This window comes from Bacillus sp. 3a, assembly GCF_017161885.1.
In the GTDB taxonomy this organism is placed as follows: Bacteria; Bacillota; Bacilli; order Bacillales; family Bacillaceae; genus Bacillus; species Bacillus safensis.
The window spans coordinates 457,412-470,341 of record NZ_CP067376.1 but is presented as its reverse complement, the minus strand read 5'-3'; the positions used below and the strand labels follow the sequence as shown (position 1 = coordinate 470,341).

12 protein-coding genes are annotated in these 12,930 nt (G+C 39.0%); 2 read left to right on the top strand and 10 right to left on the bottom strand.

The window, feature by feature from the left end:
* Window positions 1–21 precede the first annotated feature (21 nt).
* The 10 genes from JJ692_RS02235 to rpmH all read right to left on the bottom strand — a co-directional run bounded on the left by JJ692_RS02235 (window position 22) and on the right by rpmH (window position 9,619).
* Window positions 22–876, bottom strand: coding sequence for a ParB/RepB/Spo0J family partition protein (locus JJ692_RS02235; RefSeq protein WP_024424064.1), 855 nt, complete (start codon window positions 874–876; stop codon window positions 22–24).
* Window positions 869–1,630 carry a sporulation initiation inhibitor protein Soj gene (gene soj, locus JJ692_RS02230; protein WP_008360890.1) on the bottom strand — a complete coding sequence of 254 codons (762 nt, stop codon included), beginning with the start codon at window positions 1,628–1,630 and terminating at the stop codon, window positions 869–871. Before soj ends, JJ692_RS02235 begins: the two co-directional genes overlap by 8 nt.
* Window positions 1,631–2,086: 456 nt before the next feature.
* Window positions 2,087–2,962 carry a nucleoid occlusion protein gene (gene noc / locus JJ692_RS02225; protein ID WP_024424067.1) on the bottom strand — a complete coding sequence of 292 codons (876 nt, stop codon included), beginning with the start codon at window positions 2,960–2,962 and terminating at the stop codon, window positions 2,087–2,089.
* Between the two features lie 105 nt (window positions 2,963–3,067).
* Complete coding sequence (gene rsmG / locus JJ692_RS02220) at window positions 3,068–3,787, bottom strand: 16S rRNA (guanine(527)-N(7))-methyltransferase RsmG (RefSeq protein WP_024424068.1); 720 nt, start codon at window positions 3,785–3,787, stop codon at window positions 3,068–3,070.
* A 13-nt stretch (window positions 3,788–3,800) separates the two neighbouring features.
* A complete protein-coding gene (mnmG, locus tag JJ692_RS02215; RefSeq protein WP_024427650.1) occupies window positions 3,801–5,687 on the bottom strand; it encodes a tRNA uridine-5-carboxymethylaminomethyl(34) synthesis enzyme MnmG in 1,887 nt (628 codons plus the stop codon).
* A 17-nt stretch (window positions 5,688–5,704) separates the two neighbouring features.
* Window positions 5,705–7,084, bottom strand: coding sequence for a tRNA uridine-5-carboxymethylaminomethyl(34) synthesis GTPase MnmE (mnmE, locus tag JJ692_RS02210; RefSeq protein ID WP_024424070.1), 1,380 nt, complete (start codon window positions 7,082–7,084; stop codon window positions 5,705–5,707).
* A 401-nt stretch (window positions 7,085–7,485) separates the two neighbouring features.
* Entirely contained in the window at window positions 7,486–8,109 is a 624-nt protein-coding gene (gene jag, locus JJ692_RS02205; RefSeq protein ID WP_024424071.1) for an RNA-binding cell elongation regulator Jag/EloR, read from the bottom strand.
* Window positions 8,106–8,888 carry a YidC family membrane integrase SpoIIIJ gene (spoIIIJ, locus tag JJ692_RS02200; RefSeq protein WP_087976621.1) on the bottom strand — a complete coding sequence of 261 codons (783 nt, stop codon included), beginning with the start codon at window positions 8,886–8,888 and terminating at the stop codon, window positions 8,106–8,108. The genes jag and spoIIIJ overlap by 4 nt, the downstream gene beginning before the upstream one ends.
* 158 nt (window positions 8,889–9,046) lie before the next feature.
* Entirely contained in the window at window positions 9,047–9,406 is a 360-nt protein-coding gene (rnpA, locus tag JJ692_RS02195; protein WP_024427652.1) for a ribonuclease P protein component, read from the bottom strand.
* Window positions 9,407–9,484: 78 nt separating this feature from the next.
* On the bottom strand, window positions 9,485–9,619 hold the full coding sequence (gene rpmH, locus JJ692_RS02190) for a 50S ribosomal protein L34 (protein WP_073208224.1): 135 nt from the start codon (window positions 9,617–9,619) through the stop codon (window positions 9,485–9,487).
* Window positions 9,620–10,239: 620 nt separating this feature from the next.
* Here rpmH and dnaA point away from each other — a divergent pair.
* Window positions 10,240–11,580 (top strand): chromosomal replication initiator protein DnaA, encoded by a 1,341-nt coding sequence (dnaA, locus tag JJ692_RS02185; RefSeq protein ID WP_024424073.1) that lies wholly within the window; start codon window positions 10,240–10,242, stop codon window positions 11,578–11,580.
* 196 nt (window positions 11,581–11,776) lie between these two features.
* Window positions 11,777–12,913 carry a DNA polymerase III subunit beta gene (gene dnaN, locus JJ692_RS02180; protein WP_024424074.1) on the top strand — a complete coding sequence of 379 codons (1,137 nt, stop codon included), beginning with the start codon at window positions 11,777–11,779 and terminating at the stop codon, window positions 12,911–12,913.
* Window positions 12,914–12,930 lie beyond the last annotated feature (17 nt).

The following is a 12,930-nucleotide window of genomic DNA, read 5'->3' as shown; positions in this document are numbered from 1 at the left end:
GACCATCTCATATCAAGATGGTCACTCTGATGATTCCCTCGTAGAAAGCAATTCAAGGATTCTTTCTAAATCTTCATTCGAGAGGAATTCAATCTCAATTTTCCCTTTTTTCTTCTGTTTCTTGATCGTCACTGAAGTACCAAAGTAGTTTTGTAAGAAAGACTCTCTTTCTTTCAACACTCGATCCTTTGGTGCTTCTTTTTTCTTTGTTTCACGTGGAACATTTTCGTTTAACTGCTGAACAAGTTTTTCAACCTGTCGTACGTTTAACCCCTCATCCACAATTTTCTTTACCAAAGGCGCCAGCTTCTTTTTGTTCTTTAAGCTGAGCAATGTGCGGCCATGTCCCATTGATAACGTTCCATTTGCAATCAGCTTTTGGATGTCATCCGGTAAAGTCAACAGACGGAGATGGTTCGCAATATGCGGTCTGCTTTTCCCTAATCGCTTCGCTAATTCCTCTTGCGTCACACTTAGATGATCCAGCAAGGAAGCATATGCTTCCGCTTCCTCTAGTGGAGAGAGATCCTCACGCTGCAGGTTTTCTAAGAGGGCAATTTCTCTCATCAGTGTTTCTGAAAACTCTCGAACGATTGCAGGAATTGTTGTCAGACCAGCTTGTTGTGCTGCGCGGAAACGGCGTTCTCCTGCTACTATGTCATATCCTTTAATCGATTTACGAACAATGATCGGCTGTAAAACCCCGTGCTGCTGAATCGATTCTTTCAGATCAGACAATGCATCATCATCAAACGTTTTCCTTGGTTGATACGGATTCGGACGCAAATCCTTTAATTTGATTTCTTCAACCGTTTCTTCATTTGAGTCTACATTGTTAAATAGTGCATTAATACCCTTTCCAAGACCTTTAGCCATTCGCATCCACTTCCTTTGCTAAGTCTAAATAGACATCTGCACCTCTTGAACGTGGATCATACAAGATAATCGGCTTTCCATGACTAGGCGCTTCACTCAGCCTCACATTTCTCGGAATGACGGTTTGATAGACTTTATCTCTAAAGTACTTCTTCACTTCTTCGATTACCTGAATCCCAAGGTTTGTTCGGGCATCAAGCATTGTCAGCAAGACACCTTCAATGGCAAGATCGGTATTTAAATGTTTCTGCACGAGACGAACTGTGTTTAACAATTGGCTCAATCCTTCAAGCGCATAATATTCGCACTGAACTGGTATTAAAACGGAATCGGATGCAGTTAACGCATTAATCGTCAGCAGTCCAAGTGATGGCGGGCAGTCAATAATCATATAATCATAATTCTGCTTAACAGATTCAAGTGCTCTCTTCAGCCTCACTTCCCGTGAGATTGTAGGCACAAGCTCTATTTCAGCCCCTGCAAGCTGTATTGTCGCAGGAATGACATCAAGATTTTCGACCTCTGTCGTCTTAATCACATCAAGAACATCTGCATCATCAACTAAAATATCGTACACACACTTTTCTACGTCGGCCTTCTCAATCCCAATACCACTCGTGGCATTGCCCTGCGGATCAATATCAACCAGCAACACTCGTTTGCCTATGTATGCTAAACACGCACCCAAATTAACAGAAGTTGTCGTCTTCCCGACGCCGCCCTTCTGGTTGGTAATCGCTATGATTTTCCCCACGATGTCACCCACTTTCAACTTAACAAGTTTCTCATTCATTCATACTTTCTATTCTATCAAAAAAAGTATGAAACGTTTGCTTTTTTTGTTTCCCTATTATAAATTCGTCAGTGAATGTGCCTTTTCGTACATAAAAGGAAGAATGAAAACGCATCGGAAAAGTATATTGATATATCTTTTTGGATGCCTAAATTCAATTGTACGGCATTTGCTCACAAGGCTGGGTTATTGTTTGTTCACAAGTCATAGTTCTTCGGATCAGCTTCAGCAATCATTATGTGGATCGTTCCCTCTTGGGGCGAATGCTGTACAGTCACTTCTTTAGACATACCGCTTTGTTTCATCATGATTTTATCATTTCATTTGCAAAAGCAAACAGTAAATAACAAATGATAACAAAATGATAATAAAAAGATTTACAAAAAAAGCTGACGAGTGGCGCTCATCAGCTTTTTTCTATTTAGGAATTCGAATCGTTAATTGGATATATTCCTCAAACTCTTCTTCCTCGGTATTTATTTTAAGTCCGCTGTCTTCTACCATGTGGAGAGACTGACGAATGGTATTCATCGCAATTCGTGTATCACGACTAAACGCCTTACGTTTTGGCTTCGGTTTGCGATCCGTTTTTTGTTCAAGCATCTTCACTACACGCTCTTCAGTCTGTTTCACATTCAACTGCTTTTCGATGATTTCCTGCAATAGCGCGATTTGTAATTCCGGAAGCTTTAGGGGCACAAGTGAACGTGCATGCCTTTCAGAGATTTTTTTCTCTAAAATGGCTTGTTGTACCTCTTCAGGCAACTTTAAAAGTCTTAATTTGTTTGCAACAGTTGATTGTCCCTTGCCTAAACGCTGAGCAAGCGCCTCTTGTGTTAAATCATGAAGCTCTAAAAGACGTGCATAAGCATGAGCCTCTTCAATAGAAGACAGCTCTTCTCTTTGCAAATTTTCAATCAATGCCACAGATGCCGTTTCCGTATCAGTAAAATCTTTTATAATAGCGGGGATTTTCTCCCATTGAAGAGTCTGTACCGCCCTCCAACGTCTTTCGCCGGCGATCAGTTCATATTTTCCTTCTTCTTCTGTTGGTCTAACAACAATCGGTTGGATAATGCCATGGGTATGAATCGTCGTGGCCAGCTCTTGTATCTTTTCTTCTGAAAAAATGGTGCGTGGCTGAAAACGGTTTGGCATAATTGTGTCGACCGGGAGCTCCTGTATCTCTTCCTTTAATGTATCATGCTCAGCAATCTCTGCCTCTATTTCGGTTTCACGCTCAGGATGTTCTTTGTCTCCAAGCCCGAAGAAGCGTGAGAGTGAATGCTTCATGAACCTACACCACCTTTAAAAACTACCTTTTTATAATTCTATTTTCTCATGTTTTTTCCTTCTGTAAAATCATAAATATTGAAGAAAAATCGACCTTTTACATGATCAACCTTCTATTGGTGATTTATTAGGTGTCCCTGGTTTTCTAGGATATTTTTTTGGTGTTTGCTTTTTCTTTTCAATGACAATGATGTTCCGTTCGCTTTCTTCTAAAGGAAGAACAAAGGAATGCTTTTCAACAACCTCTCCTCCGAGAACTGTGACAGCTTTTTTCCCTGCTTGCATTTCTTCATCAGCGGCAGATGCTTTTAAGGCAACAAACAATCCTTCCTTTTTCACTAGAGGCAGACATAGTTCGCTCAAGACGGATAAACGTGCAACTGCTCTAGCAGTGACAAGATCATAGCTTTCACGCTTTTCCTTACGTTGTCCAAACGTTTCCGCACGATCATGATAAAAAGTAGTATCTTGTAAGTTTAATCCTTTTGCTAACTCATTGAGAAACGTAATTCGTTTCTGAAGAGAATCAACAATGGTCACATGTAGATGAGGGAAACAAATTTTAAGAGGAATGCTTGGAAAACCAGCACCAGCTCCAATATCACAAATCGTCGTCACTTTGTGAAAATCAATAAAAAATGCTGCTGATATTGAATCATAAAAATGCTTTAAATACACTTCTTCCTTTTCAGTAATGGACGTTAAATTCATTTTCTCGTTCCATTCTACAAGCATGCGGAAGTAGGTTTCAAATTGTTCAAGCTGCACAGGAGAAAGAGTGATCCCTTTCTCCTCTAGTGCTGCTGTAAATTGTTCAATGTTCATGCCGACATCCTTTCTATTCTGCTATCTTCGCAATACGCCCCTGCTCTAAATATACTAAAAGGATAGAAATATCAGCAGGGTTAACGCCTGAAATACGAGAAGCCTGTGCAACAGAAAGCGGTCGGACTTCTTTCAGCTTTTGTTTCGCTTCAGTTGCAATCCCTTTGATGGCATCATAATCAATACGATCAGGAATCTTTTTGTTCTCCATCTTTTTCAGTTTTTCAACTTGCTGGAGTGACTTTTCAATATAACCTTCGTATTTAATTTGAATCTCTACCTGCTCACACACATCAGAAGGAAGCGGTGTTTCAGCAGGAGCTAATTTCACAACAGATTCATAATTCATTTCCGGGCGCTTCATTAAATCACTTGCACGAATGCCGTCCTTCAACTCACTTCCACCGAGTGAACGAATAAATTCTTGAGTCTCTGCTGTAGGTTTAATGATGACAGAATATAAACGTTTTTTCTCTGCTTCAATGGCTTCTTTTTTCTGCTGGAATGCTTGGAATCTTTCTTCAGAAATTAATCCAATTTGATAGCCAAGTTCAGTTAATCTTAAATCAGCATTGTCATGACGTAGAAGTAGACGATACTCAGCACGTGATGTCAAGAGACGGTACGGTTCATTTGTTCCTTTTGTGACAAGGTCATCGATGAGAACACCGATATATGCATCAGATCGGCTTAAAATGACTTCTTCTTTACCTAATGCTTTTCTTCCTGCATTAATACCTGCCATAATCCCTTGACCTGCTGCTTCCTCATAACCAGACGTACCATTAATTTGGCCGGCTGTATATAATCCAGAAATTTTCTTCGTCTCAAGTGTAGGCCACAACTGAGTAGGCACAATCGCATCATACTCGATGGCATAACCCGCTCTCATCATTTGAACATTCTCGAGTCCTGGGATGGTTGAAAGCATGCGCTGCTGTACATCCTCCGGAAGACTTGTAGACAATCCTTGAACATAAACTTCCTGCGTATTACGACCTTCTGGCTCTAAGAAAATTTGATGTCTCGGTTTATCATTGAAACGAACCACTTTATCTTCAATGGACGGGCAGTATCTAGGGCCAGTTCCTTTAATCATACCTGAATACATTGGAGAACGGTGAAGATTCTCATCAATAATTTGATGAGTCTCTAAACTCGTGTATGTTAACCAGCATGGCAGCTGGTCAGTAATATATTCAACCGTTTCATAAGAGAATGCCCGCGGGACATCATCACCTGGTTGAATTTCTGTTTTACTATAGTCAATCGAGTGGCTATTCACTCGAGGAGGTGTTCCTGTTTTAAAGCGAACCAAATCGAATCCTAGTTCTGCTAAATGATCCGATAATTTAATGGAAGGCTGCTGGTTATTTGGACCACTTGAATACGATAAGTCTCCTAAAATGATGCGGCCTTTTAAGAAAGTCCCTGTCGTTAATACAACAGACTTTGCACGATAGTTCGCCCCCGTTTGAGTAACAACACCTTTACATTCATCATCTTCTACAATTAAATGATCTACCATACCTTGCAGCATTGTCAGGTTTGGTTCATTTTCCATTGTTTTTTTCATTTCATGCTGATATTGGAACTTATCTGCTTGCGCTCTTAACGCACGGACAGCAGGTCCTTTCCCCGTATTCAGCATGCGCATTTGAATATGCGTCTTATCTATATTTCGTGCCATTTCTCCGCCTAGAGCATCAATTTCTCTGACGACAATCCCTTTTGCGGGGCCGCCTACGGACGGATTACATGGCATAAAAGCAACCATATCGAGGTTGATAGTCAATACAAGTGTTTTGGCGCCCTGTCTTGCAGAAGCAAGAGCAGCCTCAACTCCAGCATGACCGGCACCCACGACGATTACGTCATAATTGCCAGCTTCATAACCCATTTCTTATGTTCCTCCCTTTACTTTCCTAAACAGAATTGAGAGAATAACTGATCAATCAAGCTTTCATGAACAGCATCCCCAATAATTTCACCCAGCTGTTCCCAGCAGCGTGTTAAATCTATTTGAACTATGTCGATCGGTACGTCCATTTCAATTCCTTCTAGAGCATCCTCAATGGATTGTTTTGCTGCCTGAAGAAGGGCAATATGCCTTGTGTTACTTACATACGTTAAATCTCCACTTTCAATTGAACCCGTGAAGAATAATGATTGAATCGCAATTTCGAGCTCATCAATCCCCTTTTCTTGTAATAATGATGTAGTAACCACTGGACGATCCTTCGCTAACTGCTTGACCTTTTCGATATCAAGCTTAGGCTCAAGATCTGTCTTATTCACGATCACGATGATATCCATGCCTGAGACGGCCTCAAATAGTTTGATATCCTCTTCTGACAATTCCTCGCTATAATTGAGCACAAGTAAAATCAGGTCAGCTTCTTTTAAGACCTGTCTAGATCGTTCAACCCCTATACGCTCAACAATGTCCTCCGTCTCACGTATACCCGCAGTATCGACTAAACGAAGCGGTACACCTCTAACATTTACATACTCCTCAATGACATCTCTCGTTGTGCCAGGAATATCCGTTACAATCGCTTTTGTTTCCTGTACAAGACTATTCAACAAGGAAGACTTCCCAACATTCGGTCTTCCAATAATGACAGTGGATAAGCCCTCGCGAAGTATTTTCCCCTGCTGAGAAGTCGTTAGCAGTGACTCAATTTCCTTTTTCACTGATGTTGCCTTTTCAACTAAAACTCGATGCGTCATTTCTTCAACATCGTCATACTCAGGATAGTCAATATTGACTTCAACATGGGCCAGAGTTTCCAATATCTCACCGCGAAGTCGTTTAATCAAACCGGAGAGTCGTCCCTCCATTTGAGTAATCGCTACATTCATCGCACGATCTGTCTTTGCACGAATCAAATCCATTACCGCTTCAGCCTGTGAAAGATCAATTCTTCCATTTAAGAAAGCTCGTTTTGTAAACTCACCTGGCTCCGCTAATCTTGCTCCTTCTCTTAAAGCAAGCTGTAGTACTTTATTGACCGTTACAATTCCGCCATGGCAGTTAATCTCAATAACGTCTTCTCTCGTAAATGTTTTTGGTGCTCGTAATACTGACACCATGACCTCTTCTATTACTTGCTCAGTGCTAGAGTCCACAATATGACCATAATGAATCGTATGTGAATCCACCGATACAAGTTTTTTCTCCTTAGGACCTTTATACATCCGATCAGCAATCTGTACCGCATCAGGCCCGCTTAAACGAATAATCGCAATTGCTCCTTCACCCATCGGTGTAGAAATTGCTGCAATTGTATCCATCACTCATTCACCTCTTTCTCTACTTAATAAACAGTCTGTTATCTATTAAATGGACATTGTCCATCTCTATATCAAAAACGCTTAATCCAAAATTTAAAGATACCATAAATGAAAGCGAAGTGAAAGTATCCCATATCTAATTATCCACAGCTTTGCATCTTATCTATTTTAACACTTAACTTATCCACATGTGAATAACGACGTTTGGAACTTGTCTTCACATCTTACACCTAAATCCAATAAATTTAAACGCCCTGATCCCTATACTTACTTGTTAAATTGGCGTTTTGCACCCATATCACACACTCATTTTTTAGAAATAAAGGATGAATCCTCTATAAAAAGCAATTTTTCAATAAAAAAAGACTAAAATCCAGCTTTGCCGAATCTTAGTCTTTCTGCTATTTTTTATACAGCACCACAACATGACGTTTGCTGCCTGTATCTTCAGATGCCGTTGCAAGTTCTTTAGAGAATGCAGCAATCGCATCATGAACAATTTTTCGTTCATTCGAAGGCATTGGTTCTAAATGAACCTTTCTCTTCGTTTTTAAAACCCGATTTGCTGTTTTGACTGCATATTGTTCAAGTGCTTCTTGTCGTTTCTTCCTATAATCGCCAATATCAATTGTTATATGATGATACTGATCAGAATAACGATTAAACACTAGCTGTACCAACGTTTCTAAAGAGTACAGTGTTTGGCCTCTTTTTCCAATCATTAATGACGTTTTATCTCCATCAATGTGGTAAGAAATCTTTTTCGGTTCCTGTTTGGAAATAATTTTTGCTTTAGGATCAATAGACTTAACAATTTTATCTAAATACTGTGTAGCTAATTTAAATGCATTTATCTTTTCTACTAACTTGACCACAGCTTGTCTTTTACCAAATAATCCTAAAAACCCTTTATTTCCTTCATCTACTATTGTGATTTCTACTTCTTCTTGTAGTAGCTGAATTTGTTTTAGTCCGGAATCTACTGCTTCTTCGATTGTGCGACCGACAGCAGTTATTTCCTTCATTTTTTATTCCCGCCAGCTTTTTCTTTTGTATCAACTTTTACTTGAGGTGTTTTAATCACCAATGTTTGAATGATCATGAAAATGTTACCTACAACCCAGTACAATGAAAGTGCTGCTGGGAAACTAATTGCAAACACAACGATCATAATCGGCATCACCCATAGCATGATAGCCATTTGAGGGTTGTCCGAAGGATTTCCAGCCATCATCAGCTTTTGCTGAATGAAAGTAGCTACACCCGCAATAATAGGTAATAGGAACAATGGATCTGGGCTGCCTAAGTCAAACCATAAGAATGTATGCTTTTTAATTTCTGCTGTTCTCATAATTGCATGATAGAAACCAATAAGGATTGGCATTTGAATTAAAATTGGGAAACAGCCTGCTAATGGATTGACGCCATTTTTTTGAAAAAGAGCCATTGTTTCCTGCTGAAGCTGCTGCTGTGTTTTTTGATCTTTAGAGCTATATTTTTCACGAAGCTTTTTCAATTCAGGCTGTAATGCTTGCATCGCTTTTGTACTTCTTAACTGTTTAATCATTAATGGTAAAATAAGCAAGCGAATTAATAGTGTCACAATAATAATCGCTACACCATAGTTTTCACCAGTTAAGTTTGCCATGTACGTGATTAATTGAGATAGCGGGTAAACAATATAAGAATTCCAGAATCCCTTACTATCTGATGTAATTGGTTCATTGATCTGTGTACATCCTGCCAATAAAACCAATACGCCAATCAAGCTAAATATTAGTAATAATCGCCTTTTCAACAAGATTCCTCCCATTACTTCAAACTTTATTTAAGTTGGAATTGATTAAGAAAGTGACTCACCTAATCAGTATGGTAACATTTTTTCTTTGCAAAGTGGTGGTTTCATTTTAATTCACTAGATGAAGGAAGCGCTTTTAAAAATTGATTCAACGAAAGTTTCTATTACGAAGACTTTTTCGGTTGTTGTTGATAAACAGCGGATTTTCTAAATAAATGTTGGAGAGACTTCTTTGTTTCTTCAAAGGTCAATTCACTCGCTGGTTTTCGTGCAATGACAATGTAGTCTTTTTCTTGCTTTAACTTATGGCCTTCCTCTAAAAACACCTGACGGATCAGACGTTTTATTCGGTTTCTAATCACTGCATTACCAATCTTCTTACTGACAGACAATCCTAGACGCAGTTCAACTTGATTTGGCTGATCCAGCTGGTAAATAACGAATTGGCGATTTGCCATTGATTGACCTTTTTTGAACACCTTTTGAAACTCTTCATTTTTTTTTAGCCTGTTTCGCTTCTTCATGTTTTCTTCCACTCCGATAAAAACTGACAGTTCATTTACGATTTTATGTAAAAAAGACCACTGACATTATTCAGTGGCCTAAGCTGATAATTTTTTTCTACCTTTGCTGCGGCGTCGCTTTAAAACTAGACGTCCGTTTTTAGTACTCATACGGCTGCGGAAGCCATGAACTTTACTACGCTTACGGTTATTTGGTTGAAACGTTCTTTTCATTTATGACACCTCCCTGAGGAATAGCTGTTTAAGACAGTCTAACTCATTATATTTGTGTAACCCATCGATTGTCAATATCAATGATAAAACTCTTATTATCAACCTTATAAGCATAACATAAGTTATCAAACGAAGAAACCTTCTTTTTTAGTTTCCAGCATTTTATTCTTTTTTTCCTCCTAAAAGACCTTCAAAACAAGAATGTGGATATTTTTCCGGCATATTTAGACTATCCACACCCATTATCGACATTTTTTTCACACAAATAACCGATGTGGATAATTATTTTTCAACAGGATGTAAAGTGTGTGGATAAGTTTGTGACACCCATTGCACCATCTTGTTTATTTTGATATTATATTTGTGTTTTAACTCTTAATTACTTATCTGGCCCATTTATATTATCCACAATTTGTGGATAACCTGTGGAAAGTTATTACACAGCCTGTTGAATTGTTTATCCACAGCTTGTGTAATTTGTCGAAAAGACGTTTTTCTACTATATTAATTGTTTTCAACAATGTATGTGCACGAATGGTGATGACCATTTGCTCTTTTTCGTGTTCTATAACAGTTTGATACTGGTCATTTTAAAAAGAAAAGGAGGGGGGAGAAGCCTTATGGAAAATATTTTGGATCTGTGGAATAAAGCACTTCAAAAAATAGAGACAAAATTGAGCAAACCCAGTTTTGAGACGTGGATGAAATCGACAAAAGCCCATTCTCTTCAGGGAGATACGCTTACAATTACGGCACCTAATGAATTTGCTAGAGATTGGCTAGAGTCAAGATATCTTCACTTAATTGCTGATACCATCTATGAACTAACAGGTGAAGAGCTCAGCATTAAATTTATTATTCCTCAAAATCAGGATGAAGAGGAAGCCATGCCAAAGTCTCCTATCAAAAAAATGTCTAAAGAAGAGCCCGTTGACATTCCACAAAATATGCTGAATCCAAAATATACATTTGATACTTTTGTTATTGGTTCAGGCAACCGTTTTGCTCATGCCGCTTCACTTGCAGTCGCGGAAGCACCAGCAAAAGCATATAACCCGCTTTTTATTTATGGGGGCGTTGGTTTAGGAAAGACTCACTTGATGCATGCGATTGGTCATTACGTGATCGACCATAATCCATCAGCCAAAGTGGTCTATCTATCATCTGAAAAATTTACTAATGAATTTATCAACTCAATCCGAGATAACAAGGCTGTCGACTTCCGTAACCGCTATCGGAATGTAGATGTGCTTTTGATAGATGATATTCAATTTTTAGCAGGAAAAGAACAAACACAAGAAGAGTTTTTCCATACATTCAACACACTTCACGAAGAAAGTAAGCAAATCGTCATTTCTAGTGACCGGCCTCCGAAGGAAATTCCGACACTTGAAGACAGATTACGCTCTCGATTTGAATGGGGCTTAATTACAGACATTACCCCGCCAGATCTAGAAACGCGTATCGCGATCCTGCGAAAAAAAGCAAAAGCAGAAGGCTTAGACATTCCGAATGAAGTCATGCTGTACATTGCCAATCAAATCGACAGCAACATTCGTGAGCTGGAGGGTGCTTTGATTCGTGTCGTTGCATACTCATCTTTAATTAATAAAGACATTAATGCAGATCTAGCAGCTGAGGCGCTAAAAGACATCATTCCTTCATCAAAGCCTAAGGTCATTACAATTAAAGATATTCAAAGAATTGTAGGGCAGCAATTTAATATTCGATTAGAGGATTTCAAAGCAAAGAAACGTACAAAGTCAGTTGCTTATCCAAGACAAATTGCCATGTACCTCTCTAGAGAAATGACCGATTCCTCTCTGCCTAAAATCGGAGAAGAATTTGGCGGTCGTGATCATACGACTGTCATTCATGCTCATGAGAAGATTTCGAAATTAATTGTTGAAGATGAACAGCTTCAGCAGCATGTCAAAGAGATCAAAGAACAATTAAAATAACCAAGCTGATATAATGAGTACGGGAAAATGTGAATAACTAGAGCATAGTCATACACAGTCTGTCCACATGTGGATAGGCTGTCTTTCCTTTCTTTTTCTCGACTTATCCACATATTCACAAGCCCTACTATTACTTCTACGATTTTTATTAATAAAATATATATACATGTCATTAAGAAAATTTAGGAGGACCACTATGAAATTCACGATTCAAAAAGATCGTCTTGTCCAAAGTGTCCAAGATGTATTAAAGGCCGTATCCTCTAGAACAACGATTCCTATTTTGACAGGGATTAAAATTGTTGCGTCTGATGAAGGGGTTTCTCTAACAGGAAGCGATTCTGATATCTCAATTGAATCTTTCATTCCTCAAAGAGATGGAGATTTAGAGGTTATCACCATTGATCGTCCGGGAAGTATTGTGCTTCAAGCCCGCTTCTTTAGTGAAATTGTAAAGAAACTGCCTATGTCTACTGTCGAAATTGAAGTAGAACAAAATCACCTGACGATCATCCGCTCTGGTTCAGCGGAATTTAACTTAAACGGCTTAGATGCTGAAGAATATCCGCATCTTCCACAAATTGAAGAGCATCATGCATTTCAAATTCCGACAGATCTGCTTAAAAACTTAATTCGTCAAACTGTTTTTGCAGTGTCCACCTCAGAAACACGACCTATCTTGACAGGTGTAAACTGGAAGGTGGAAAAAGGTGAATTAATATGCACAGCAACGGATAGCCACCGTCTTGCATTAAGAAAAGCGAAGTTAGATATTAACGAGGAAAGTTCGTATAATGTCGTGATTCCAGGGAAGAGTTTAACTGAGCTAAGTAAAATTCTTGATGATGGACAAGATCTTGTGAGCATCGTCATTACAGAAACCCAAGTTCTTTTTAAAGCACAAAACGTGCTGTTCTTCTCAAGGTTGCTGGATGGAAATTATCCAGATACAGCCCGTCTGATCCCGCAAGAAAGTAAAACGGATGTCGTGGTCAACACGAAAGAGTTCCTTCAAGCCATTGATCGGGCATCACTTTTGGCAAGAGAAGGACGTAATAATGTCGTGAAACTGTCAGCTGATCCTGAACAAAGCCTTGAAATCTCTTCTAATTCACCTGAGATCGGTAAAGTGGTGGAGACGGTTCAAGCAGATGACATTAAAGGGGAAGATCTTAAAATCTCCTTCAGTCCAAAATATATGCTGGATGCGTTAAAAGTATTAGAGGGAACAGATATTCATGTAAGCTTCACTGGTGCAATGAGACCGTTCCTGCTGCGTACGCCGAATGATGATTCTATCTTGCAATTGATTCTTCCGGTAAGAACGTATTAATTCAATCTAAAATGGCT

Coding starts and splice junctions, on each gene's coding strand:
- JJ692_RS02235 (WP_024424064.1), bottom strand. CDS start 876: ATGGCTAAAGGTCTTGGAAAGGGTATTAATGCACTATTTAACAATGTA.
- noc (WP_024424067.1), bottom strand. CDS start 2,962: ATGAAGCATTCACTCTCACGCTTCTTCGGGCTTGGAGACAAAGAACAT.
- rsmG (WP_024424068.1), bottom strand. CDS start 3,787: ATGAACATTGAACAATTTACAGCAGCACTAGAGGAGAAAGGGATCACT.
- mnmG (WP_024427650.1), bottom strand. CDS start 5,687: ATGGGTTATGAAGCTGGCAATTATGACGTAATCGTCGTGGGTGCCGGT.
- mnmE (WP_024424070.1), bottom strand. CDS start 7,084: ATGGATACAATTGCAGCAATTTCTACACCGATGGGTGAAGGAGCAATT.
- jag (WP_024424071.1), bottom strand. CDS start 8,109: ATGAAGGAAATAACTGCTGTCGGTCGCACAATCGAAGAAGCAGTAGAT.
- rnpA (WP_024427652.1), bottom strand. CDS start 9,406: ATGAAGAAGCGAAACAGGCTAAAAAAAAATGAAGAGTTTCAAAAGGTG.
- rpmH (WP_073208224.1), bottom strand. CDS start 9,619: ATGAAAAGAACGTTTCAACCAAATAACCGTAAGCGTAGTAAAGTTCAT.
- dnaA (WP_024424073.1), top strand. CDS start 10,240: ATGGAAAATATTTTGGATCTGTGGAATAAAGCACTTCAAAAAATAGAG.
- dnaN (WP_024424074.1), top strand. CDS start 11,777: ATGAAATTCACGATTCAAAAAGATCGTCTTGTCCAAAGTGTCCAAGAT.